Origin of the sequence: Brevundimonas sp. (assembly GCF_029946145.1) — a bacterium.
Taxonomy (GTDB): Bacteria; Pseudomonadota; Alphaproteobacteria; order Caulobacterales; family Caulobacteraceae; genus Brevundimonas.
This window is the reverse complement of sequence record NZ_JAQSDY010000012.1, coordinates 22771-47392: the sequence shown is the minus strand read 5'-3', so window position 1 is coordinate 47392 and position 24622 is coordinate 22771. Positions and strand designations below refer to the sequence as shown.

The 24622-nt window shown below is 68.8% G+C and carries 22 protein-coding genes; 7 read left to right on the top strand and 15 right to left on the bottom strand.

Going from position 1 to position 24622, the window contains the following annotated elements:
• Window positions 1-156: 156 nt before the first annotated feature.
• The 9 genes from PSV23_RS04590 to PSV23_RS04550 all read right to left on the bottom strand — a co-directional run bounded on the left by PSV23_RS04590 (window position 157) and on the right by PSV23_RS04550 (window position 10566).
• Window positions 157-2592 carry a prolyl oligopeptidase family serine peptidase gene (locus PSV23_RS04590; protein ID WP_300466342.1) on the bottom strand — a complete coding sequence of 812 codons (2436 nt, stop codon included), beginning with the start codon at window positions 2590-2592 and terminating at the stop codon, window positions 157-159.
• A gap of 65 nt (window positions 2593-2657) precedes the next feature.
• Window positions 2658-3503, bottom strand: coding sequence for a hypothetical protein (locus tag PSV23_RS04585; RefSeq protein ID WP_300466341.1), 846 nt, complete (start codon window positions 3501-3503; stop codon window positions 2658-2660).
• Window positions 3500-4765 carry a tyrosinase family protein gene (locus tag PSV23_RS04580; RefSeq protein ID WP_300466340.1) on the bottom strand — a complete coding sequence of 422 codons (1266 nt, stop codon included), beginning with the start codon at window positions 4763-4765 and terminating at the stop codon, window positions 3500-3502. The genes PSV23_RS04585 and PSV23_RS04580 overlap by 4 nt, the downstream gene beginning before the upstream one ends.
• An 85-nt stretch (window positions 4766-4850) precedes the next feature.
• The gene (locus tag PSV23_RS04575) at window positions 4851-5366 is read right to left on the bottom strand and encodes a hypothetical protein (RefSeq protein WP_300466339.1); all 516 of its coding nucleotides are present in this window, start codon (window positions 5364-5366) and stop codon (window positions 4851-4853) included.
• Window positions 5367-5381: 15 nt separating this feature from the next.
• A complete protein-coding gene (locus PSV23_RS04570; RefSeq protein ID WP_300466338.1) occupies window positions 5382-6782 on the bottom strand; it encodes an MBOAT family protein in 1401 nt (466 codons plus the stop codon).
• Window positions 6783-8087 (bottom strand): GDSL-type esterase/lipase family protein, encoded by a 1305-nt coding sequence (locus PSV23_RS04565; RefSeq protein WP_300466337.1) that lies wholly within the window; start codon window positions 8085-8087, stop codon window positions 6783-6785.
• Between the two features lie 2 nt (window positions 8088-8089).
• Window positions 8090-8974, bottom strand: coding sequence for a DUF459 domain-containing protein (locus PSV23_RS04560; RefSeq protein WP_300466336.1), 885 nt, complete (start codon window positions 8972-8974; stop codon window positions 8090-8092).
• Between the two features lie 127 nt (window positions 8975-9101).
• Window positions 9102-9515, bottom strand: a complete 414-nt coding sequence (locus PSV23_RS04555) for a DUF2177 family protein (RefSeq protein ID WP_300466335.1) — start codon at window positions 9513-9515, stop codon at window positions 9102-9104.
• Between the two features lie 13 nt (window positions 9516-9528).
• Window positions 9529-10566, bottom strand: a complete 1038-nt coding sequence (locus tag PSV23_RS04550; RefSeq protein ID WP_300466334.1) for a cyclopropane-fatty-acyl-phospholipid synthase family protein — start codon at window positions 10564-10566, stop codon at window positions 9529-9531.
• 117 nt (window positions 10567-10683) lie between these two features.
• Here PSV23_RS04550 and PSV23_RS04545 point away from each other — a divergent pair, with 117 nt between their 5' ends.
• From PSV23_RS04545 to PSV23_RS04525, 5 genes are all read left to right on the top strand, one after another.
• Window positions 10684-12054, top strand: coding sequence for an NAD(P)/FAD-dependent oxidoreductase (locus tag PSV23_RS04545; protein ID WP_300466333.1), 1371 nt, complete (start codon window positions 10684-10686; stop codon window positions 12052-12054).
• Entirely contained in the window at window positions 12051-13019 is a 969-nt protein-coding gene (locus PSV23_RS04540; protein ID WP_300466332.1) for a DUF1365 domain-containing protein, read from the top strand. The genes PSV23_RS04545 and PSV23_RS04540 overlap by 4 nt, the downstream gene beginning before the upstream one ends.
• A 178-nt stretch (window positions 13020-13197) precedes the next feature.
• Window positions 13198-13935: a CoA transferase subunit A gene (locus PSV23_RS04535; protein ID WP_300466331.1), complete on the top strand. Its 738-nt coding sequence runs from the start codon at window positions 13198-13200 to the stop codon at window positions 13933-13935.
• Complete coding sequence (locus tag PSV23_RS04530; protein WP_300466330.1) at window positions 13936-14589, top strand: 3-oxoacid CoA-transferase subunit B; 654 nt, start codon at window positions 13936-13938, stop codon at window positions 14587-14589.
• 51 nt (window positions 14590-14640) lie between these two features.
• On the top strand, window positions 14641-15486 hold the full coding sequence (locus tag PSV23_RS04525) for a hypothetical protein (protein WP_300466329.1): 846 nt from the start codon (window positions 14641-14643) through the stop codon (window positions 15484-15486).
• On the opposite strand, the gene PSV23_RS04520 is transcribed toward PSV23_RS04525, so the two are convergent.
• The 6 genes from PSV23_RS04520 to flgK all read right to left on the bottom strand — a co-directional run bounded on the left by PSV23_RS04520 (window position 15483) and on the right by flgK (window position 22173).
• Complete coding sequence (locus PSV23_RS04520) at window positions 15483-16103, bottom strand: ABC-type transport auxiliary lipoprotein family protein (RefSeq protein ID WP_300466328.1); 621 nt, start codon at window positions 16101-16103, stop codon at window positions 15483-15485. The two genes, PSV23_RS04525 and PSV23_RS04520, sit on opposite strands and share 4 nt — an antisense overlap.
• Window positions 16100-17038: an MlaD family protein gene (locus tag PSV23_RS04515; RefSeq protein WP_300466327.1), complete on the bottom strand. Its 939-nt coding sequence runs from the start codon at window positions 17036-17038 to the stop codon at window positions 16100-16102. The genes PSV23_RS04520 and PSV23_RS04515 overlap by 4 nt, the downstream gene beginning before the upstream one ends.
• A gap of 14 nt (window positions 17039-17052) precedes the next feature.
• Window positions 17053-17847: an ABC transporter ATP-binding protein gene (locus tag PSV23_RS04510; protein ID WP_300466326.1), complete on the bottom strand. Its 795-nt coding sequence runs from the start codon at window positions 17845-17847 to the stop codon at window positions 17053-17055.
• A complete protein-coding gene (locus PSV23_RS04505) occupies window positions 17844-18959 on the bottom strand; it encodes an ABC transporter permease (protein WP_300466325.1) in 1116 nt (371 codons plus the stop codon). The genes PSV23_RS04510 and PSV23_RS04505 overlap by 4 nt, the downstream gene beginning before the upstream one ends.
• 170 nt (window positions 18960-19129) lie before the next feature.
• On the bottom strand, window positions 19130-20059 hold the full coding sequence (locus PSV23_RS04500; protein ID WP_300466324.1) for a flagellin: 930 nt from the start codon (window positions 20057-20059) through the stop codon (window positions 19130-19132).
• On the bottom strand, window positions 20059-22173 hold the full coding sequence (flgK, locus tag PSV23_RS04495; protein WP_300466323.1) for a flagellar hook-associated protein FlgK: 2115 nt from the start codon (window positions 22171-22173) through the stop codon (window positions 20059-20061). Before flgK ends, PSV23_RS04500 begins: the two co-directional genes overlap by 1 nt.
• Window positions 22174-22717: 544 nt before the next feature.
• On the opposite strand from flgK, the gene PSV23_RS04490 reads away from it, so the two are divergent.
• Together PSV23_RS04490 and PSV23_RS04485 are read left to right on the top strand one after the other, a co-directional pair.
• Window positions 22718-23920: a flagellar hook-length control protein FliK gene (locus PSV23_RS04490; RefSeq protein WP_300466322.1), complete on the top strand. Its 1203-nt coding sequence runs from the start codon at window positions 22718-22720 to the stop codon at window positions 23918-23920.
• 3 nt (window positions 23921-23923) lie between these two features.
• Complete coding sequence (locus tag PSV23_RS04485) at window positions 23924-24607, top strand: flagellar hook assembly protein FlgD (RefSeq protein WP_300466321.1); 684 nt, start codon at window positions 23924-23926, stop codon at window positions 24605-24607.
• Window positions 24608-24622 lie beyond the last annotated feature (15 nt).

Genomic DNA, 24622 nt, shown 5'->3' with positions numbered 1-24622 from the left:
TCCTTCTCCCCTCGGGGGAGAAGGTGGCTCGCGGAGCGAGACGGATGAGGGGGCTGCCCCCCATTCCGACCGCCAACCGCTGAACACGCAGGCTGAGGCCGCCAGCCCCCTCATCCGGCCCTGACGGGCCACCTTCTCCCCCGAGGGGAGAAGGCTCTATTGCGGCCCCGCGTTCTTCACATACTGGTCCAGCCAGCGGGTCATCTCCCACAGGGTGTGCCCCACGGACTCCCGCGCGCGATAGCCGTGCGCCTCCAGCGGCAGGACCACATAGCGCACCGTCGCGCCATTGCCCTTGAGCGCCGCATAGAACCGCTCCGACTGCACCGGGAAGGTGCCCGAGTTGTCGTCGGCCTCGCCGTGGATCAGCAGGATCGGCTCATTGACCCGGTTGGCGTAGGTGAAGGGCGACATCTCCGTATAGGTGTCGGTCGCCTCCCAGTAGGTCCGCTGCTCGGCCTGGAAGCCGAACGGCGTCAGGGTCCGGTTATAGGCGCCCGACCGGGCGATGCCGGTGCGGAACAGGTCGGTGTGCGCCAGCAGGTTGGCGGTCATGAAGGCGCCGTAGCTGTGTCCGCCCACGGCGATCCGGTCACGGTCGGCCACGCCCAGCTCGACCACCGCGTTGACCGCCGCCTCGGCGCTGGCCTTCAGTTGTTCGATATAGGTGTCGTTCGGCTCGGCCCCGTTGACGCCGACGATCGGCATCGAGGGATTGTCCAGCACGGCATAGCCCTGGGTCAGCAGGAACAGGTGGCTGATCCCGCCCGGGCGGGTGAAGCGGTTGGCCGTGTCGACCACCTGACCGGCCACGGCGGCGTCGGTGAACTCGGCCGGATAGGCCCACATGATCAGCGGCAGCGGACCGTCGCGGTCCTTGTCGTAACCGGCCGGCAGATACAGCGTGCCCGACAGCTGCACCCCGTCGGCGCGGGCATAGCTGATCGTCTGCTTGCTGACCCCGGCCAGTTGCGGCGCGGGATCGGGGAACTGCGTCAGGGCGGTCGGATCGCCGGCGGTCAGGTCGCGCACGAACAGGTTGGGCGGATCGTTGCGCGTCTCGCGCCGGGTCACGACCCGGCGGCCCGCCTCGTCCAGGAAGCCGACGACGCTCTCATAGTCGCCGCTGGCCGAGGTCCACAGCCGCTCTGACCGGCCGTCCGTCAGATCCATGGCGGCCAGGAACGGATACTCGCCTTCCCGCGTCGCCCCGGGTCCTGTCATCAGCACCCGGCCGTCCTGCGCGAAGCGAATGACGGGGAAGCCGTTGTCGTTGGGCTCGGTCACCGGCGAGCCGGGGTCGTTGTACCGGTCCTGATAGTTGCGCTCCAGCAGGACCCGGCCCTGCCCCGGGTTCGAGGGATCGACGACATAGCGGGTCTCGTGCCGGGTGTTGAACCACTGACTGTCGACCAGGGCGGTATCGGCGTCGCCCCACGTCACCCCGTCGTAGCGTTCCTTCAGATCGACCAGCGCAACCGGCGCACCGCTGAAAGGCGCCGCCAGGGTGAAGACCCGGTCGCGAACCTCGGCCGGGGTGCGCGGATCGCCCCCGTCCTGGGCCTCGGTCCAGACCAGGGTCGCCGGCGCGTCGGAGCGCCACTGCACGGACCGCGGCCCGGGGGCCACGGCGTCGAACGGCGTGGGAATGTTGTCCCGCAGTGGCAGGTCCGCCACCCGATGCACGACGCGACCGTCCAGATCGGTGACGACCACGTCGGCGGGAAACAGATTGGCCGGGACCACATAGCTGTAGGGCCGCTTGGCCGTCGTCTGCAGAATGTGGCGACCGTCCGGCGACACGCGCGCGCCCAGATAGACCGCCGGCGCTCCGACCGTGCGGGGCGCCCCGCTCAGCGGGACCAGCGTCAGCTGCGAGGTGAAATAGTGGTCGAACAGCGCCTCGTCGCCGGGGTCGCTCAGCAGGTCCTGATAGGTCCGCGCCGGCGCCGCACGCCCCATGCTTTCGGCCACGGTCGGCCCCGTCGGCGGCCGCGTCACGTCCGGCGCCGCGCCCCGGCCCTCGGGCGTCATCCGCACCAGCAGGCCAGAACTGTCCGGCAGCCAATCGAACGCCGCGCCGCCCGCCGCATTGACCCGGGCGTCCGTCAGCTTGCGCGCGCGGGCGCTGGCCACGTCGACGGCCCATAGCTCCAGTCCGGTCGGCGCGTCCATCAGCAGGCCGATCGACTTTCCGTCCGGCGACCAGCCGGGGGAGATGAAACGGGCATTGGCCGGAAGCTCGACCGTGCGCGCCGCGCCGCCCGCGACCGGCTGGAGGCTCAGTCCCGTCAGCCAGGTCACGCGGCTGTTCGCCGGCCCGTTGTTGCGCGGATTGATTCGATAGCCCGCCAGCCGCAGCATCGGCTCGGCCAGCTCGGCGATCGGCGGCAGATTGGCGCGGTCGAACAGCGCCAGCGTCGTGTCGTCAGGCGACAGGCTGGGCGTCGGCGTGGGTTGGGTGTCGAGGATGTCCGCGATCGGCGCCGGCGGCTGCTGATAGGTCAGCCCGTCCTGGGCCAGGGCCGGCCCGGCCACGGCGGCCAGGAGGACGAAGACGGGCAGGGCCCGATGGAGCAGATGACGACGCATTGAATTCCCCCGAACCGATCGCCCTTCTCCGGGCGCCGCACGCTAGGGTCCGAACGGAACGGGGGTCAAGGCCGCCGGCTGACCTCCCGGCCGCCGCCCTCCCGCCCACCCAGGCTGGCGCCGGTCATCGCATAGCAGCTGGCCCGGCTGGGCCGGTCCCCATGCGGCCCGCCATAGGCGGCGCGGACCGAGCACAGGTCGGCGGGGCTCAACTGCCCCTTCCAGCGGTCGGGATTGCAGTAGTTCATGATCGAGGCGGGGTCGTAATACTGCTCGTCCGCGACCTCGGCCTCGGGCGTGGTCAGACGGGCGACGCAATCGGGCGCGCGCGGGCTGACATGGTCGTGCGAAAAGCCCAGGGCGTGCCCCAGCTCATGCAGGGCGTCGGCATAGAAACAGCCTTCGCGCCCGATCGTCCCGCGCCGTCCGCAGATGCGGTTGGTGACCAGATAGTCGGCGTTCAGCGTGATCGTTCCGCCGCGCACCAGATTGACGCCCAGATGGCTGGACGAGGCGAACAGTTCGGGATCGTGCTCGATCCGCACCGGGATGCGGCGCGCACCTGATCCCGGCGCCGGACAGGCCGCCAGGATATCGAACTCGACCCGGGCCACGGCCTCCCAGGCGGCGGCCGCGTCCATCACCTTCTCGCGCGCCCAGGCGTCCCCATCGGCCGGCGCCTCGAAACACATCGGCACGCGCCCGTCCGGCCACAGATCCGCTTGCGCTGGCGGCGGCGCGGCGGCCGGCGGGGGTGGTGGTGGCGGGGGCGGGGGCGGGGGCGGAGGCGGAGGCGGAGGAGGTGGCGCGGTCACCGCCGGCGGGGCCTGATCCTGAAGCATTGAACAGGCCGCCATCGGCAGGGATACGGTCGCCAGCGCCAGCAGCAGGAGGATTCTGAAACGGCTCATGCCCAGCGGCTTTCGGTCAGGGTCAGGGTCAGGTCCAGCGCCACGGCCTGCGCGGGCGGCCGCCCGGCCTCCGGCGCCAGGTCCTCGGCCTCTGCGGTCACGGTCACGGGCGCATCCCCCTCGCCCAGCAGATTCAGCACCTCCTCGCCGAAACGGAAGGGCAGGATATAGTCGCCCGCATGATGCGCGTGCGCGCCCTCCCGCAGGTGCAGGAAGGTTGGCGACGAGCCCAGCGATATCCGGCGCCCGGCGCAGTTCATGCGGATCTCGATCGACCGGTCCAGCAGCGCCTCCGTCGCGGCCCAGGCCACCGATCCGGCCCCGGCGATCATCAGCGTGTCGTCCGCCGCTCGCATCCGCGCCACGGCCTCGGCCGGCAGGGTCACGGACAGGCCCTCTGCGCCCTCGGCCCGCATCGGGTAGACGACGCCCCCCAGCGGCTCGCGCCGCGTCGCGCCGGGCGGACCCACCTCGGGCGCGTTGAAGACCGGGAACGGATAGAGATGGTCATAGCCATAGCCGAGCGGCCGGGTTTCCAGCACGCCTGCCACCCGCCAGTCCCCCGTGTCCTCGCCCTGCCCGCCGACGAAGCCGTTCAGCGTCCGCCCGGTCCAGTCGGCCGGATAGACGCCGGCCGGCTGACGCGCGTGCCAGGTCGCCCAGACGCGGTCGACGTTGCAGTGGTGCAACCAGAAGATCGGATCGGTCGCCGCCGTCGTCAGCCGCTTCATCAGCCCGCCGACCAGCTCGTGGATGTAGTTGTGGCCATAGCCCTCGACCATGCCCGCGCCGGTCGGCAGACGGCCCGCGAAGGTCGGAAAATCATCCGAGGTCAGCCGCGACATATAGGGTGACCGGGCCCAGCGGGCGGCGTTGAAATCCAGCGTGTCGACGCCGCGCGCCCGCTGTCTCTCGTGCAGCAGGGCGTCCTGGTCCGTGATCCACGCCGGCAGGGTCCGGTGCTCCTGCGCGTCCCAATAGGGCATGGCGAAGGCGGCATGCCCCGTCAGGCCGGCGATGATCCGCTCCAGATGCAGCAGCTGCAGCCGGTGCCAGGGCAGGAACAGGCCATTGTTGTGCTGCCCGTTACGTGAATGGATCGTGTTCTGGCGAGCCCAGGACCGATCGTCCCGCCGCCGCTTCATCAGCGCCAGACCTTCGCCGAAGGCGACCACGTCGTCGCTCGTGGCGGACAGGGCGCCCGCGCCGCGCCGGATGCGGACCGGGGTCTGCGCCAGCACCGGTCCGCCCCACAGGCTCACTATCGCGGCCCCTGTCAGGGCCTGTCGTCTGTCGATTTTCACCCATGCCCCCGCACGTCTTTCCGGCGGCGAAGGTTCACCAATCTCAGCCCGGTGTCGACCCCGTGTCGCGGACCGGCGCCTGGCCGATGAACCGCGCATCCCGCGCTGCTGTCCACATTTCGCGCAGACCCTGACGCGGCATGTCCACGCCGAACACCGCCAGCTGCGCGACCCACACCTCGGACAGCTGCTCCACCGTGCCCTGCACCCAACCGGGGGCCTGCTGGCGCGACCAGTTCAGCGGCGACACGGCATTGAACACCATCAGGAAGGCGGCGATCGTGAAGATGGCGCGGCTGGTCCAGCGCCGGTCGCGCGCGGCCACGCCCTCGTCGTCCAGCGGCGGCGCGGGCGGAAAGGCGAACCGCCCCAGGGCGGTCAGGGCGTTGTCACGCGTCGGCAGGTCGTGGGCGTCGGCCGTCTCGATCCAGTCGCTGGGCGGATCCTCAGGCGGCGGCGGCAGGCTCTCGTACAGCGGCGGGAACGGCGACTCAGGCCGATGAACCGGGAACGGCTCCAGCGGGGTTTCGCCATCCTTGCCTGTCGTGTCGTCGGTCATCGCGGGTCCAACGCCTCAGAACTGGAAATAGATGAAGGGGGCGACGCCCTCGGGACGCACAGCCTCGATCAGCAGGAAGGCCGCGCCGATCAGCAGGCCCAGGGTGATGGACGGCGCCGTCTTCAGCCGCTCGGCCATCCCCTCGATGGCGCGCGGCGGCAGCCAGTGCATGGCCAGCCCCCCGACGATCAGCGTCAGCAGCAGCGGCGTCAGGGCGACCACCGGACCGATCCGGCCCAGCCCCTGCAGCATGGCCACGGCCATATCGAAGCTCTCGGCCCGGAACAGGATCCAGCCCAGACAGACGATGTGGAAGGTGACCAGCACACCGACCACGGTCGGGATGACTTTCCGGTCTCCAAACCCCGCTCTGAACAACCGCTCGATCACCTGCACGCCGCCATGCAGCGCGCCCCACGCCAGGAAGGTCCACGCCGCCCCGTGCCACAGCCCGCCCAGCACCATGGTGATGAAGACGTTGATGCAGCTCGAGATCAGCCCCTTCCGCCCGCCGCCCAGCGGCACATACAGATAGTCCCGCAGCCAGCTGGACAGGCTGATATGCCAGCGCCGCCAGAAGCTCTGCATCGAACTGGCCCGGTACGGCTGGTCGAAATTGCGCGGGAAGGAATAGCCCAGCAGGGCCGCGATCCCGATCGCCATGTCCGAATAGGCCGAGAAATCGCAATAGATCTGGACTGCATAGCCATAGACCGCCGCCGCGATGTCGATCGCGCCGTACGCCGACGGATCGAAGAAGACCGGATCGACCAGGTTCACCGAGATTTCGGACGCGATCACCGTCTTCTTGAACAGACCCCAGACGATCAGCAGCAGGCCATGCGTCGCCATCTCCCGCGTCAGCCGCGGCGTTCGGTCGAACTGCGGCAGCAGGTCCGACGCCCGCACGATCGGCCCCGCCACCAGATGCGGGAAGAAGCTCATCAACAGCATGACGTCCAGCAGGCTCTTCGCCGCCGGCGTCTTCCCGCGATGCACGTCCACGACATAGCTGATGCCCTGGAAGGTGAAGAAGCTGATCCCCACCGGCAGCACGACCTGCAGCAGCGGCAGGTCCCGCTCCCAGCCGAACCGCGTCAGCAGCTCGCCGGCCTGCTCGATGAAGAAACCATAGTATTTGAAGAAGCCCAGGATCAGCAGATTGACCGCGACCCCCAGGCCGACCAGCCACGCCTTCTTCGATCCGGGCTGCCGCGCGATCAGCGCGCCGACACCCCAGTTCAGCACCGCTGACAGGATCAGCAGGCCGACGAACCGCCAGTCCCACTGGGCGTAGAAGAACCAGCTGGCCAGCAGCAGGAACAGCTTTCGCCGCCCGTTCTCGCGGTCCAGCGACCAGGCGGTGAAATAGACGAACAGGAAGAAGACGCCGAAGGCCAGGGTCGGGAACAGCATCTATTGCGGCTCCCCCGCCGGGGTGACGCGCGCGGCCTTCCAGCCGTCATAGGCGGCCAGCAGGTCACGGCTCAGCACGCCGCCGATCCAGTCCGCCCCGGTATTGGTGAAATGCACCCGGTCGCCACGCATGAAGGGATCGTCCCTCAAGGCCAGCCGGTCCGCAGAACATTCGCCGCCCATCCGCCCACGCCAGTCCCAGAACGCCACACCCATGTCGGCGGCGACCCTCCGTTGCACGTCGCGCACCACCGCCAGCGACGGCGGCGGCGCCCGCTGGCCATCGGCGCTGCATCCGCCCGCCACGCCGCTGCGCAAGGCGTCCGGCGCCCCCAGCAGCATCAGCGACGCCGCCGGCGCCAGCCGCCGCATCCGTGCGATCTGCTCCCGCAACAGGGCCTCATAGGCCCGCCCGTGCAGCGCGTCGTCGAACCCCTCGTTGGTGCCGAACGCCAGCACGATCAGGCTGGGCCGCCACATCGCCAGCTCGGCCGCCGCGATCGCCTCGTCCCGGCTGGCCAGATCGCGCAGCGTGGCCCCGATGACCCCGAGGCTGGAGACCATCGCCCCCGGCCGCCCACCCGACAGCATGACGGAATCCATCACCACCCCCCGCTCCAGCGGGACCAGCCGCACCGACGCGGTCGGTCCCGGCAGCGCCAGTTCGCGGCACACCTCCTGATCCGGCGTCGTCCCGTTGAAATCCAGACCGCGCGCCATACCGCCCGCCTCGACCGACAGGCCCGCGCCCGGCCCTCGCGCCCGTCCGCACACCCCGACCACGGAAGCCTCCGCCCCCGGATCCAGCTCGAACCCGATCAGGGCCCCCTCGCCGCCCGTGGTCCGCATTCCGGCCAGACCGACCCGCGTTGACGGAGTCCCCGCCGACGGCTGCAGCGTCGGGCTCTCGGCGACCCAGCCCGCCGCCGCCATCCGCACCTGATAGGGCGCATAGTTGTCATAGGGCGGTCCCGGCGGCAGCACCCCGCGTCCCGCGGCGCCGAACCGGGCCTGAAGGTCGGCCCGCAGCTTGCCCGTAATCCGGTCGCCGGCGGTATGGCTGTCGCCGATCTGGAGGATATGCACCGGTCGCGTCCGCTGGCCCGCCTCGGTCGCCGCCAGCGCCTCGAACACCCCGCTCAATCCCTCGGCCTGGCACAGGCCGCCCGGACAGTCTGACTCGCCGGCGGGCGGCGCGGCTACGGCGGTATAGGGGATTTCCTGCGCCAGCCCCGCCCCGGAAGCCGCGATCCAGAGCCCGGCGGCCCAAAGTCCGGCAGAAAGGGCCGCCGCCGTCGTCGCCATCCTCAGGCGGCGGGCGCCGCGAGGGGTGCCGTCGGCCGGTCCAGTCCAGCGTCGCGCTTCAACCGCGCCGTCACCGGCGCGCTCATGCGCAGATAGCCGGCCATCGACATATGGATTCCGTCGTTGGCCCGCATCAGGGTGCGGCGGCCGCTGTCGGTCGGCAGATAGGCCTCATAGCCGCCCTCGCCGTTCGAGGTGAGGGCCGCGGTCTCGATATACGGCACGCCCAGCGCCCGCATCCGCGCCTCGACCACCCCGTTGATCAGCGTCATCTTCGCTTCGAACGACGCCCGCTTCATGCGCGGCAGGCCGACCCAGTAGACGGCCACGTCCCGGCTGCGCAGCAGGGCCACCAGATCGTCGATCCGCTTCGCATAGGCGGTCTTCCAGCCGTCCGAGCCGAACGGATGAATCTGGCCGTCCATCTCGATGCCCTGGGCGTCATTGGTGCCGAACAGCATGACCGCCACATCCACGGGCTGCTCATCCAGCTGGCCCCGCGTCCTGGCCTGGATGTCGACGTAGTCATAGCGGCTGAGGCCCGTCGACACCTGCGAGAATTTGCTCACCGTCACGTTCGGCGTGTGCTGCAGGTCGCGGTACAGGCCCGCGTACAGGCCGTCGGCCATCGAATCCCCGAACACGCCGATGCGCAGCGGTCCCTGGGCCAGTCGCGCGTCCAGCGGCGTCACCGCCGGCGCGACGGGCGCGGCGACCGCGACAGGCGCGGGCGGGCTGACGGGCGCGGGCGGCGCGGACGCCGCGGCCCTGTCGCCCAGCATGATCGTCGGATGGCGCAGCCACGCCCGGCCGTCGGGCGTCAGCACCAGCCCGGCCAGCACGCCGACCACGAAGGTCGCCGTCAGAGCATTTATGCCAGCGCGCAAACCGTCCCCCGACTGAACCCTGTTCCGTCGGACCTTTTACCTTATCGCCGCCGGACCGCCACCTCGCGCCCGCGTCACGGGAAGAAAAAGGTTAACCGAAGCGGCCCTCGGCCCCCCGGGGTCGGCGTCAGCCGAACCGCCCCTCGGCCCAGCGCGCGGCGAAATACCCCCCCAGCGCCGACAGGGTCGTCAACGCCGTGCCCCAGCACAGGTCGATGATCGTCAGCCGCGTCGACCAGACGTTCAGCGTGGCCTGATTGGTCAGGTCATAGGTCGCATAGGCCACGAACCCCAGCACCGCCCCGTTCAGCGCCGCCCTCTGCCACGCGCCTTCGCGCAGCGCCGGCTCGACCGCCAGGAACACCGTCCCCGCGATCGAGATCAGATAGAAGGCCACGGCCGCCTTCATGTCCGGCTTGTCCGCCAGGATCGGACCCAGCACCGGCTTGTACAGCCGGTCGGTCATGGTCGTCAGCCAGACCGCGTCGATGGCGGCGAAGGTCAGGCCCGCGCCCAGATAGGCGGCGACATATTTGATCATCGGTTCAGTCCCTTCAGACCGGCTTCAGCAGATAATGGCTGACCGCCCAGGTGTTTCCGTCGTCATTGCCGAACAGGCCGGCGGTCGCGAGATAGAACCGCCGCCAGCGCCGCCTCCACAGGGCCGCGTCGGCGCCGTAGGTCTCCCGCATCAGCTCCATCACCCGGTCGCCGTTGGCGTCCATATTGGCCAGCCAGTCGTCGGCGGTGCGCTTGTAGTTGACTCCGTTCCACGTCCATTCCCGCTCCACCTCGAACAGGTCCGGAAACTGCCGCATCAGGCCCCGGCTCGGCATCACGCCGCCGGTAAAGAAATGCCGGGCGATAAAGTCGCCGCTGTCGGTGTGGTCGAACCGGTACGGAGCATCTCGGTGGGTGAAGACATGTATGAACATCCGCCCGCCCGGCTTCAGCCAGCCGCGCGCCCGGGTCAGCAGCGCGCGCCAGTTGGCCATGTGCTCGAACATCTCGACCGAGACGATCCGGTCATAGCCTTCGCCCATCGGCACAGGCGGGCGGAAGTCGTTCATGTCGGCGGTGATGACCGTCAGATTGGTCAGCCCCCGCGCCGCCGCCTCGGCCTCGATGTGCTGGCGCTGCCCCTGGCTGTTCGACACGGCGGTGATGCTCGATCCGGGATACCGCTCCGCCATCCACAGGCTCAGCGAACCCCAGCCGCAGCCCAGCTCCAGCACCCGCAGGCCGTTCATCAGGGCGGCGTGGGCGCAGGTCTCCGCCAGCGCGGCCTCCTCCGCCTGGTCCAGCGTCGCCCCGGCGGACGGATAGAGGCAGCACGAGTATTTCAGCCGCTTGCCCAGACACAGCTGGAAGAACTCCGGCGGTAGTTCATAGTGCTGCTCATTGGCCGCCGCCGCGTGCTCGGCGATGGCCCGTTTCGCCATGTCGTGGGCGAAGGCCGCCTCGTCGTGCGGTCCGTCCTGGTCCAGCCGCTTGCGCGCCTCGCTGACCAGACTGTCGATCGCCGGGCGGGCGATGAAGTCCGGGAATGGCGCGTCCTGAAGCCGGCGGATGGCGGCGGTGGCGAGGCTCATGCTTTGGTCCTGACAGGCTGACGACCCGTCCAGCTACGGTCCGGCATCGCATCCGGATGTACGGCATCCATCACGGCCTCCCGCTCGTAGCTGTCCGCGAGTTTCGCTGGAGCCTGCATGCCCCCTCACCTCGTGGCCACATCCCCGACACCTCCCGGCCGGCGCATCGCCGTGGTGGGTTCTGGCATCTCGGGCCTGTCCTGCGCCTGGCTGCTGTCGCAGTCGCACGATGTAACCCTGTTCGAGGCCGACTCCCGGCTGGGCGGCCATTCCCACACCGTCGACGCCCCCTCGCCCGGTGAACCGGTCGCCGTCGATACGGGTTTCATCGTCTACAACGAGACCAACTATCCCAATCTGACGGCCCTGTTCGAACATCTGAACGTCCCGACAAAGCCGGCCTTGATGTCCTTCGCCGTGTCCATCGACGACGGCGCCTTTGAATACTGCAGCCAGGGCGTCCGCGCCCTGTTCGCCCAGAAGCGCAACTACGCCAGCCCCAAATTCTGGCGCATGATCGGCGATCTGCTGCGCTTCCAGAAACAGGCCCCGCGCGACTTGCCCGCGCTGGAGAAGTCGGGCGAAACACTCGACGCCTACCTGACCCGCGGTGGCTACGGTGACCTGTTCCGCGAGGCCCATCTGCTGCCACAGGCCGCCGCCATCTGGTCCTGCACCATGGGGCAGATGGCCAGCTATCCCGCCGCCTCCTTCGTGCGGTTCTACATGAACCACAACCTGCTCAAGGTGGACCTGAAGCCGACATGGCGCACAGTCGAAGGCGGAAGCCGGTCCTATGTGAGCCGGCTCGCGGCGGCCTTCCGCGGCCGGGTCGTCACCGAGGCGGGCGTCACCGGCGTCCTGCGCGGCCTCGACGGCGCCGCCCTGCGCTTCGCCGACGGCCGGATCGAGCGGTTCGACGCCGTCGTCCTCGCCACCCATTCCGATCAGGCGCTGGCGCTTCTGGAGTCCTCCTCGGCCGAGGATCGCCGCCTGCTGGGCGCCATCGAATATCGCCCCAACAAGGTGATCCTGCACCGGGACACCTCGCTGATGCCGAAACGGCGCAAGGCCTGGGCGGCCTGGACCCACCTCGGCTATTCGGACCGGGCCGGCGAAGGCGGCGTCACCTACTGGATGAATGAGCTTCAGAGCCTGCCCGGCCCACCGTTGTTCGTCAGCCTGAACCCCGCCAGGCCCCCCGACCCCGAACTCGTCATCGGTGAGTGGGACTATGAGCACCCCGTCTTCGACGCGGCCGCCGTCGCGGCCCAGTCGGAACTGTGGAGCCTGCAGGGCCGACGCCATGTCTGGTTCGCCGGGGCCTGGTTCGGCTCGGGCTTCCACGAGGACGGCCTGCAGGCGGGCCTGGCCGTCGCTGAACAGCTGGGCGGCGTGCGCCGTCCGTGGACCGTGGCCAACGAGAGCGGCCGCATCCATGTGCACGCCCCGGTCGGCGCGCCCGAACCGCTGACCGAGGCGGCGTGACCCTCGCCCGTTCCACAGCCCCCACAGACACTCCGTCATCCTCGGGCGTGACCCGAGGATCGGACGATCCGACGCCCGGTTTCATGGGCCGAAGCCGGGATCAGCGGATCACCACGGCCGGTCCTGGCCGCCCTGCTTCCGATACTCGGGTCAAGCCCGAGGATGACAGAGCAAGAGGAGCCGATCCCGTAGGTCTGTCATCCGCCCTCTACGTCGGCGAGGTCGTGCACCAGCGCGCCCGCACCTTCGACCACCGCTTGCGCTACCGCCTCTGGATGGTGCTGGCCGATCTCGACGAGCTGGACAGGCTGCAGGATCGCCTGCGCCTGCTTCGCCGTCGCTTCGGCCCGGTCACCCTGCGCGCCGCCGACCACGGCGACCGCTCGGGCCGCCCCCTGCGCGCCCAGATCGAGGCTCATCTGGCCGAAGCGGGCATCGACATCGTCGGCGGCCCGATCCGCCTGCTGACCATGCCGCGCATCCTCGGCTACGGCTTCAATCCGATCAGCGTCTTCTTCTGCCACACGCCCGACGGCGCCCTCGCCGCCCTGCTCTACGAAGTCACCAACACCTTTCACGAACGCCACAGCTATCTGGTCGCGGTTCCGGCGAACCAGACCGGGCCCGTGCGCCAGACGGTGGAGAAGCAGCTCTTCGTCTCCCCCTTCATGGACCGCGACCTGACCTACGACTTCACCGTCCGCTCGCCCGGCGAGGCCGTCTCCATCGTCGTGGCCGTTCGCCGGGGCGATACCCCGATCCTGACCGCCAGCTTCGCCGGCCGCCGCCGCCCCCTGACCGACGGCCAGCTTCTCCGCGTCTTCCTCACCCACCCGCTGCTGACGTGGAAGGTCACCTGGGGCATCCACTGGGAAGCGCTCAAGGTCATGTTCAAGGGCGCCCGGTACCGGGTCCGCGGCGCGCCGCCTCCTCACCCCGTGACCGTCGGCCACGTCCGGTTCTGACGTAGGTCGGCGCCATAATCGCATCGCCAACCCGGCCGCCCTTCCTGGCGGGGCGCAGTGAGACGCACGAGACGCATGAGACTGTTTTTTTCCGCTCGCCTTGCCCCTCCGGAGTCCCCACGGTAGGGACAAACCAAGGCCGCCGATATTCATCAGGCGGTGAAAATATGAGGAAGCGATGCGGAAGATCTTCCCCGACGCGAAGTCCGCGCTTGAGGGCCTGACCTTCGACGGCATGACCGTCATGTCCGGCGGCTTCGGCCTGTGCGGCATTCCCGAGCACCTGATCGCCGCCCTGCGCGACAGCGGCGCCCGGGACCTGACCGTCATCTCCAACAACGCCGGCGTCGACGGTTTCGGCCTCGGCCAGCTGCTGGAGACCCGCCAGATCGCGAAAATGATCTCGTCCTACGTCGGCGAGAACAAGGAGTTCGAGCGCCAGTATCTGGCCGGCGAGCTCCAGCTCGAGTTCAACCCCCAGGGCACCCTGGCCGAGCGCATCCGCGCCGGCGGCGCCGGCATCCCGGCCTTCTTCACCGCCACCGGCGTCGGCACCCTCGTCGCCGAGGGCAAGGAAGTCCGCAATTTCGACGGCCGCGACTACGTCATGGAGACCGGCCTCGTCGCCGACCTGTCGATCGTCAAGGCGTGGAAAGCCGACGGCCGCGGCAACCTCCAGTTCCGCAAGACCGCCCGCAACTTCAATCCGATGATGGCCACGGCCGGCAAGGTCACCGTCGTCGAGGTCGAGCACATCGTGCCGACCGGCTCGCTGGACCCTGACCAGATCCACACCCCCGGCATCTACGTCGACCGCATCGTCCTCACCGTGCCCGAGAAGCGCATCGAACAACGCACCGTCCGTGCTCGCTCAAGTAGCGAAGCGGTAGCGAAAAAAGATGGGGAGACCGCATAAATGGCCCGCACCCGCGAACAACTGGCCGCCCGCGCCGCCCGCGAGCTGCAGGACGGCTTCTACGTCAACCTCGGCATCGGCATCCCGACCCTGGTCGCCAACTACATTCCGCACGGCATGGAGGTGACCCTCCAGTCCGAGAACGGCATGCTGGGCATGGGCCCCTTCCCCTATGAGGACGAGGTCGACGCCGACCTGATCAACGCCGGCAAGCAGACCATCACCGAAATCCCCGAGAGCAGCTATTTCAGCTCGGCCGACAGCTTCGCCATGATCCGCGGCGGCCACATCAACCTGTCCATCCTCGGCGCCATGGAAGTGGCCGAGAACGGCGACATCGCCAACTGGATGATCCCCGGCAAGCTGGTGAAGGGCATGGGCGGCGCCATGGATCTGGTCGCGGGCGTGAAGCGCGTGGTCGTGGTCATGGACCACGCCAACAAGCACGGCCAGTCCAAGGTCCTGAAGGAATGCACCCTGCCCCTGACCGGCACGGGCGTGGTCAGCCGCATCATCACCGACCTGTGCGTCTTCGACGTCAAGCCGGACGGCTCGGGCCTTGAGCTGATCGAACTGGCCGAGGGCGTCACCCTCGACGAGGTCGCGAGCAAGACCGAGGCCAGCTACACCGTTGCCGCCGGCCTGAACTCGTAGTCATACTCCGCTCCGACCGGCCGCAGAGCCGGCGGGGTGGGAGTTTCGACCATGGCCGACGGCGCCTATCGCTGGCTGGGCAATGCCCCGGCGCCCGACCCCGCGCGGGTCGAGGCCCTGCACGCGGCCTGTGAAGGCGAGGGCGTCGCAAACTTCGGAGAGACGTCCCGCGCCGCCGCCGTGGAAGGCATCGACCGCGCACTGACCGCCGCCCGCGCCGACGACCTGACCGGGGTCGCCGACGGCCTGACCCGCGCCCGCGCCCTCATCGAGGAGCTGAAGCCTCAGGCGCTTGAGCCCCGCCACGGCCTGGCCGGCCTGTTCGACAGCCGCGGCAAGCGGCTGAAGCGGTTCCGCGAAACCTGGCGCGACGCGGCCGCCCGCCTGACCGACAGCGCCGCCGCCCTGACGGAACGCGTAGAGGCGGCGGGCGGCCGTTCGGGCGCACTCGAGACCGCGTGGAGCGAGCTTCGCGACGCCGTCGCCGACCTCGACGCCCACCTCGCCGCCGCCGCGCGCCGCCTGACCGGACACCCGCCCGCCGAGGACGGCGCCGTCCATCCGCTGGAAGCCCGCAAGGCGGCGCTGGACGCCTGCCGCGCCGCCGCCCTCCAGTCCCTGCCGTTGATCCGGGGCTGCCAGAACGCCGACGCCCGCACCTCGGAATCGCTCAGGGCCTGCGGCGAAGGCCTTGTCGCCTGGCGCGACGACTGGCGGGATGCGCTGGGCCTCGCCGGAAAGCGGCCGCGGCGCATCCGGCCCGACGCGGAACGGCTGGCGCGCAGCCGCGATCAGCTGCTGGCCCGCCTCGACCGGACCCTGGCCGAACTGAAGTCGCTGGGGTCGCGCCGAAACGATGTCGAAGGCAGGCTGGCCGCCCTCAAGTCGCCCCTCTAGCGTCCGCCCGTATTGGCTTCGGTCCAGGCCACGATCTGGGTGTTCAGATCGCGCGTGGCCATGTCGAACGCTTCGACGATCGACGACACCCGGTTTTCCGATGCCGGCTGTTCCACGCTGAACATCCGCTCGGCGGCGACATTGCGTTCCGGAAGGGCCGTTACTCGCGCCCGGGCCGTGATCACCACCGTGGGCGCCGCGCCCGGGACGTCATAGCGAGCCTCGAAGGCGCGCATGTCGATGTCGAGGCTGCGACCGCTGCGGATCGCCTCGCGCGGGCCGACCAGCCGCACCCGCGTGCTCTGACCGGCGAAGGCGTTCTGGAGGCTTTCCATATAGAGGTCAGCCGCAGGCGACACCCAGCGCGCGCCCTTGATGTAGGCCGTCTCGGTCCCCGTCACGCCCAGCAACCGGTCGCCCTCGACCGCCTCGGGAAACTCGACCCGTCGCAGCGCGATCGAGGTCGCGGTCGATCCCACGCTTTCCGACACGGCCGGGGCCGAACCGCCGAAGCGATAGGTCTGAACCGGATCTGGCGAACTCAGCAGGGCGCAGCCCGAAAGGGCGGCTGCGGCGACGCCGGCGGCGGTCAGCCGGATGAGGGACGAACGGATCACGGCTGGACCTCCATTTCCTTGGTCGGCGCGCGGCCGATAAAGTCGCGCGGGCTGGACCGCACCTCCTCGACGAGACCTTCCAGCGCCCGGGTGGCGTCTTCCAGACTCTGGATCGACTGCTGCAACTGCGGCAGACCTGTCGTGGCGAAGTCGGTCACGGGCTGTTCAAGCCCGCTGACGGTGCGGTTGGCCGATGCCGCCGCCTCCGCGGCCTGATCGGCCGCCCGGTTGATGTTGGCGATCGCCTGACGGCCATCGCCCTCGACCAGCTGACGCGCGCTGACGCCCAGCGCCTGATACTCGCCGATAGCCTCATTGGCCTTGGCCAGCGCCTGCTCCAGCTGGGCGAACATCCCCTTGCGGGCTTCAAGCTCGCTGGACAGGGCCTCGACGTTCTTCACGCTGGTCGAGAACGATCGGATATTGTCGTCCGAAAGCACCCGGTTGATCCGGTTCAGCGCATCCACCGTCTGGGCCAGCACCGTGCCCGAACCGCTCAGCAGCTCCGCGATCGGCGACGGCTGGCTCTGAATCACGGGCACGACATTGTCCGGATACTGGGTCTTCAGGATCGCGCTTTGCGGGTTGCCGGCGGTGATCTGGATGTAGTTCAAACCGGTGATGCCCTGCGGTTCCAGCTGGGCGCGCGAGGTCACGCGCACCGGCGTGGTCGCGTCCACCCGGATGCGGGCGATGACCTGATCGCCCTTCTTGGGATCCAGATTCAGGTCGGTCACCTCACCGACGCGGATGCCGTTGAAGTGGACCTCACCACCCTCGGACAGCCCCCGAACCGGTCCGTAGAAGACGATGTCATAGACGTCGTAGTCGTTGTTGAACTGCAGGCGGGCCAGCCAGATGCTGAACACCGCCAGCGCCGCCAGAAGGGCGATGGTGGCGATGCCGACGGCGGCGTAATGGGCGTCTCGTTCCATCGGGTCCGCTCTCCTCAGGCGGCTCTGTCGGCAGCGCGACCGCGCGGCCCCAGAAAGTATTCCTTGATCCAGGGGTGATCAGAACGCTCGAGTTCCTGAACCGTCGCCTTGGCTACAATGCGTTTGTCGGCGACCACGGCCACCTTGTCAGTGATGGCATACAGACTGTCGAGGTCGTGGGTGATCATGAACACGGTCAGACCGAGATCGTCAGCCAGCCTTCGGATCAGGTCATCAAAGGCTGCGGCCCCGATAGGATCGAGGCCGGCGGTCGGTTCGTCGAGGAACAGCAGTTCCGGATCCAGCGCCAGGGCGCGGGCGAGGCCGACGCGCTTGCGCATGCCGCCGGAAAGTTCGGCGGGCTTCAGGTGGTGTGAGTCCGGCCTCAGACCGACCATGGCGATCTTCATCTCGGCCAGCTCGCGGATCACGTTCTTTGGCAACCGGGTATGCTCGACCAGCGGCGACGCGACATTCTCGATGACGCTCAGCGCGGAGAACAGGGCGCCTTGCTGGAACAGAATCCCTGTTCGGCGCTCGACGTCAGCCTCTTCGTCCGCTGTCATGGTCGCGCGGTCGTAGCCCAGGATGCTGACCGACCCGCCCTCCGGCTCCTTGAGGCCGATGATCGAGTTCAACAGAACCGTCTTGCCGGAGCCGGAGCCGCCGACCACGCCCAACACCTCACCGCGCTCGACGACGAGATCGAGGTTTTCGTGGATGATCCGTTCGCCGAACTGGCTCAGCAGACCGCGCACCTCAATCAGATGTTCGGGCGCGCTTGCCGGATTCGCGGCCGGGGCGGTCACCAGTTCAGCTCCAGGAAGACCATCGCGAAAACGGCGTCCAGGAAGATGATGGCGAAGATGGCCTGGACCACGGCAGCGGTGACCCGGCGGCCCAGGCTCTCCACGTCACCCGCCACGGCCATGCCCTGGCGGCAGCCGATCGCCGCGATAACCACAGCGAAGACCGGCGCCTTGAGCAATCCGACCCCAAGGTGGGTGCTCATCTTCGGATCCTCGGTCATTCGCTGAATGAAGAATGCGGGCCCATAGCCGAGTTCGGCCCAGGTCACGATCAGACCGCCAAACAGACCGGCGATCATGCCGATGAAGGTCAGCAGCGGCAGCATGGCCAGCATCGCTGCAAGGCGAGGGATCACCAGCGCCTGGAACGGGTTGACCCCCATCACCTGCATGGCGTCGACCTCCTGGTTCATCCGCATCGAGCCGATCTCGGCCGCGAATGACGAGGACGACCGGCCGGCCAGCAGCACAGACGTGATGACCACGGCGAACTCACGCAGCACCGACACAGCGACCAACTGCACGGTAAAGACGCCCGCTCCGAACTGGGTCAGCAGATTGGCGCCCAGAAAGGCGATAACCGCGCCGATGAAGAAATTCGTTGTGGCGATGATCGGAATGGCGTCCAGACCCGCCCTCTCGCCCTGGCTGAACCATGCAGCCCAGCGAATCCGGCCGGGATGGCGCAGGGCCGTTCCGACCGCCACGATCAGCCGGCCGAGGAAAGCCATCGACAAGGTGGCCTCGGCCGCGATGTCGCCCACGCCGCGCCCGACCTTGGCGAAACCGCGCACCCATCCGGGAGACTGCCTGGGCGGGACGGCGCTCTCGCGCTCCAGCTTCTCGACCATGGCGTAGGTGCGGCCAGCCTCCGGACGCTGAACCCAGGCGGACTGCGGCAGAATGCAGTTGGCGGCCTGAACGATGGCCAGGGCGCCGGCCGTGTCGAACCGGCCCATGTCGGAAAGGTCCACCGCCTCGACCTTGCGGTCATGCAACCCTTCGTCGAGCCGGCGCGAGACCTGACCCAGTTCGGTCGCTGTCCAGTCGCCGGTCAGACGCAGGGTCAGACCCGGTCCGCCATCGTCGATCTGGAAATCCGCTTCAGCCATGGCCCTACCTAGATTACGCCGCCGGCTTTGCCTACGTCGCCAAACGGCAAAGCTGGGGCAGACCTCACAACGCAGCGCGGCCGTATTCGTTCGGTCACGGTTTCAGCTGTTTACGGGTCAAGGCAACCTTCGGACGCGCGCCAGGCCTGGTCGCCCGGCTGCTTGTCGTGTCAACTCAGATAGTTGAGCAGGGAGACCTGGCGGAGTTGGCCGATCACCTGGGCGGAGGCCTGGATGGCGATCTGCGACAGCTGGAGATCGGTCACCGCCTTGGCCATGTCCGCATCCGTGCGGCCCGACACCAGTTCGTCCAGCGCATTCTTCTGGGCCGTATGGCCGGTCGAAATGCTCTCCACCTGCTTGGCCAGGGAGCCGGTCTTGGCGACCTTGTCGATGACCGCCGTTGCGGCCTGTTCCAGCCGGCCGAGCTGGGTGGTCAGAAAGGTCTTCTGCGCTTCGGTCAGCTTGCCGGTCAGAGGCCCCTGCCCCACCGTTGTGTGGAAATTCTGCACGTCGCGCAGAATGCCCAGCACATCCGTGCCCAGCTCGTCGGCGAGAAAGCCGGTTTCCAGCGTCGTTCCGTCCGCGACGCGGCTGGCCGTCTTTAAGGTGTCGTTCCTGAAGACGGAGGCGACGCTGGGCGCGGCGGACAATTCGGTCAGGTTGGCCGCATCAAGCGGCGCGGTCGTGGTCGAGGCGCCGGCGAACAGGTAACCGCCCTGATGTCGCATGTTCAGGCCGCCCCGAATCGACTGGAACTGACCTTCCATCTCCAGCATGAGCGACCCTGCGGAATCCGTGGAGAGCGCGTCACCGATGGCTTCGCGCAGACCGCTGATGCCGTCGTTGATCTGGTTCATGGCCAGATCCTGGGTGGTGAGGCGCGACGTCACGGCTTCGGCTGTGTCGATGAAGCCCTGGATGCGACTCTGCGCCCCCTTCAACGCCGTCAGCGTCTCGGACTGGCGGCCAAAGCCGGTCAGATCGGTCGCGTTCTTCTGGGTCGACACCCGCTCCTGGGCCTCGGCCGACCGGATCTGGGTATTCATCAGGTTCAGCAGCGCTGACTGATAGTTTCCGTAGGTGGCGACGCGGGTCATCAGATCATCCCGATCAGCGTATCGTACATGTCCTTGCACGCCTGGATCAGGCGAGCGGAGGCGTTGAAGGCCTGCTGGTAGGTCGTCATCAGCACCAGTTCCTCGTCCAGATTGACGCCCTCGTGCGCGATCTGGCGGGAGCTGGCCTCGGTATACAGGGCGGCCGACGTCTCCTGGCGGTTCTTGGCGGCCGCCGCGCGGCCGCCAATCTCGCCGGACAGTTCGGAAGCGTAGCGCGACACCGAGATCGAACCGCCCGTCGACCCGCCGGCCGGCTGGAAATTGGACGACCGTTCCCCGGCGTCGGCCAGGATCAATGCACCGCGACCGTCGCCCGTGCTCAGGGCGGGCGTGCCGGCGGCCGCCGACAGGTTGAGTTGAGCGAGCGCCAATCTCGATGGCGTCTGGCGTATGTCAGTGCGCAACGAGAAGCCGTCGGCGCGCGACGAGCGGACCCCGCCGGCGATGCCGAACAGCTCGGTCACCGACACGCCCGACGGCGCCTGGGTCGTGGTGTCCGCCAGGACGCTGAGGGTCGGGGCCGGATTGCCGTAGCCCGTGAAGCTCAGGGAGCCGTCCGGCGCGAGGGCGAAGGCGCCGAACCGACCAATGCCCAGGGCAGGGTCGTTCAGCCTGGTGATCAGATCGCCCACCGTCCCGCCCGGCGGGACCGCGACCTCCAGATCGCGCAGCCGCGCGCCGCTTTCGCCCGTAAAACGGAACGTCAGCGTCTCGCCCGCGGTGAAGCCGTGCGGAGAGCTCACCGTCAGGCCGTTGTCGTAGAAGGCGGGGCGATCGGTCGAGATCAGGTCATTCAGGCCGAAATAGTGCGAGAAGCCCCGTCCCACCTTGTCAGACGGCGCGGTCGCATCGTCTGCGACGGCGACGCCGTTGGGAGCGGTGGCGGTGATGCTCAGCCGCCCGTTGGCGAAGCTGGCCGTGGCCGCTCCGCCCAGCTGGAGGTTCAGCTCGACCAGGAAGTTGGCTGGCGTCGTGGCCGCGCCGTTCACCGTCATGGTCGCGCCCGAGAAGACAATGTCCGCCCGGCTCTGAATGACGCCCGCAGCGTTGGTCACCGCGACCGTCGTCCGGCCAGTGAACCCCTCTATGGCGCTCACGAACGACTGGCCCACATTGCGGCCGGTCAGGCTGACCGGGGCGGGCACCGAAGAGTTGGTGTTGTGGGCCCGGTTCAGCTCATCGGCGACATGGGACACCAATTCCGCCAGCCGTTCAGCGGCCGCCGGCGCCTCGATGTCGCGCAGTTCGACCAGGCCCTTGATCTCGCCCGAGGTGACGCTGTCCAGCAACGAGCGCTTCTGGCCGCCGGGCTCGGTGATCCAGATTTCGTTGAAAGCCGTCTCGCCGGTGACCGTGCCGGCCCTGTTGTACTCCAGGGTCGCCGCGCCCTCGCCGGCCAGCAGGGTTCCCGCACCCGTGCGGATCGACACGCCGCCGACCGACCGAACCGAAACCCGGATGTCGACCAGTTCGGCCAGCTGTCCGATGAGAGCGGCCTGGGCCGTTTCCGCGCCTGAGGAGTCGCCCTCCACGGCCGTCGCGCGGGCGATCTCCAGGTTCAGGCTCTCGATCTGCTTGAGCAGGCCGTTGGTCTTCTCCACCGCGCTCTGGATGCGACCGTCGGCGTCCTCGCGAACCGCCTGGATCTGTTTGCCGATACGGCCCGCCTCGTCGAACAGGGCCTGGGTCTTGAACAGGGCGTCCTGGCGGCGCGGCGACGAGGTCGGATCTTCGGCGCTGGCGGCGAAGGCCGAGAACACGCCGTCGACCTGGGAGAAGAAGCCGCTATCCCCGCCGGGATCGCCAAACAGCGACTGAATGCGGTCGTACAGTTCGTAACGCACGCCCTCGCGCGCGGCGTTCGCGCCGGCGTTCAGGCTGGCGGCCTGAAGGAAGCGGTCCGTCGCCAGGCGGATGCGCGAAACCTCGACGCCCGAGCCCATGCCCTGGCTGGTCAGGGTGGTCTGATCCGCGATCTTGCGGACATAGCCGGGTGTGTTGACGTTGGAGACGTTGTCCGAGACCACGCGCAACTGGGTCTGGGCAGTGGCCAGCCCCGAGGTCGCCGTGTTCATGATGGCGTTCAGCGACATCCGGCGGCCTCCCTACGAGCGGCGCCCGGCAAGCTCTGCCAGCCGACGAGCGTTTTTTGCCCGGCGTTCCGCGAGAACGAATCCGGCAAGCCTTTGATTTTACGCGCTATGGCGTTTCGCGCCTGGGTCATGACCATTCAGGAGCGCAAGCGGCGGGCCAGCCGCGTTCGCACTGCTCCCAGGTCGGACGGCGCCGGGCAAGAATCGTCGGCACGCGGCAAGTTTCACCGGACACGAGGGGTCGCCACCGATCGGTTCGTTTTATTTTCTCACGTATTTTCAGCCGCTTCCTGCTGTACGTCCGGTTGGCCCGCGACTTGCGCCATGGAGTTCGAATGTCCGGCGCAGCAGGCGCCCAAGTCACCATCGCCGTTGCGACCATCCCCCGGGATTAATGTCCGCCCTCGCTCTGCCGTCCTTCATCACGTCTGCCAAAGTCGGCGCCCCGCAAGGGTCCGCCGGCTCCGCTGACGCGACCGGTTTCAAGAGCCTGCTGACAACCTGCCTGGACAAGGACGCGGCGTCCGTCGAAACGGAAGAGCCCGTGGCGACGCCCGCGAACGACGACGCGAAGGCCGCTGCGACGACGATCGTCCTGGCCCCGCCGGTTCCCGTTCCCGTACCGGTCGCTGCGCCGCCCGCCGTCCTTAAAGCGGGCGCGCCGGCGTCGCCCCCGCCCCCGGGCGAAGCCGCGCCCGAAATCGAGCCATCCACCCCGCCGCTGATCAGCAGCGCCCCGCCGCCTGTCGCCGCTTCACCGGTTACCCAGGCGAAGCCGGAAACGGCGCCGCCGGTTCGCTCTGAAGCTCCTGTATCCGGGGAGCCCATTCCGGCGGCCACCGGCGAGACCACCGGAAAAGCCGAAACGGTGGGGGCGACGGAGACTGCGAAGGCCGTCGCGGCGGCGCAGACTGTGGAGGCGAAGACTGCGGAGACGAAGGCCACCCCCGCCGCTGGCGCCGTGCCCCGGACCGCGCCGGAGCCAGCGCCCCCTCCATTGCGCGCGCTCGCCGAGCGGACCTCGCGGCCGCTTGATCGGCCGTTGGACAAGGCAGCCGACGCTTCTGCTTCCCCGCCGGCTGCGACAGCCGCCGGGGCCGTGACGGTGAGCGCATCCGCCGCCTCGAGCTCGCAGAGCGTGCCGGATCGGCAAGCGGGGCCGGGCGAGACCGCGCCCGGAGCGGGGGCGGAAGTCGCCTCCAACTCCGACGAGCCTTCCATCGACGCAGCGCCCGCGGCGCCGGAAAACGGGGCAAACTCCAGCGCGACCGCCGCTCAGGTCCGCGAGACCAGCCTGTCCGGCTTGTCACGCGCGACCATCGACGCCACGGCCCAGATCGCCGCCCAGATTCTGCGCAAGCTGGAAGGGCGTTCGACGCGGTTCGAAATGGCCCTGACGCCCGACGACCTCGGCCGGGTAGACATAAAGCTGGACATCGACTCGGAAGGCCGCCTGGCCGCCCGCCTCGCATTCGACAATCCGGCCGCGGCCACCGATCTGCGCGGCCGGGTCGACGACCTGCGGCGCGAGCTGGAGGACGCCGGCTTCCACATGGCGGACGACGCCTTCGAATTCGCGGAGCGTGACAGCGGATCCAGCGGCTTCGACCGCGGGCAGGACGCCCGTGAGGGCCAGAACCGCGCTTTCGCCGCCGCCTCCCGCCTGAACGCCGAAATCGACGTCGCCCAGCCTCCCCGCTGGATGGCGCTCACCCTCTCGCCCGCGGGCGTGGATCTGAAGGTCTGATCGATGGTTGACGCTGTCACGAGCACTAGCAACGCCGACGCCCGGATCAAGAGCGGCACGGGCATGCTGGCCTCCAATTTCGAAACATTCCTGACCCTGCTGACCTCCCAGTTGAAGAACCAGGACCCGCTGTCGCCGGTCGACTCCAACCAGTTCACCGCCCAGCTGACCCAGATGGCCGGCGTGGAACAGCAGTTGCTGACCAACGATCTGCTGAAGAGCCTGGTTTCGGCCCAGGGCGGCGGCGGCCTCGGTCAGGCGGCGACCTATATCGGCAAGGAGGCCACGGCGGCCTGGTCGGCGACCAAGATGGACGGCGGCGAGGCGAGCTGGACCTATGAACTGGGCGCCAACGCCGCCTCGGCCACGCTTCAGGTGCTGGACGGAACGGGCAAGGTCGTCTGGTCCGGCGACGCGCCGGCGAAGACCACCGGCCTGCACGAGTTCACCTGGGACGGCACGGCGACCAGCGGCAACGACGGCGAGGACGGCCAGGTCTATTCGCTGAAGATCGTCGCCAAGAACGGCGCCGGCGACGCCGTGGACGCCCAGGTTCTGACCCGCGGCCGCATCAGCGGGGTCGAGATGTACGAAGGCGAGGCCTTCCTGACCATCGGCAAGTCGATCGTGCCGCTCTCCACCATCATCGCGCTTGAAGAAACAGAGGACCCGGCCCTCGCGGCCTGATCCGCCCCTCCATGA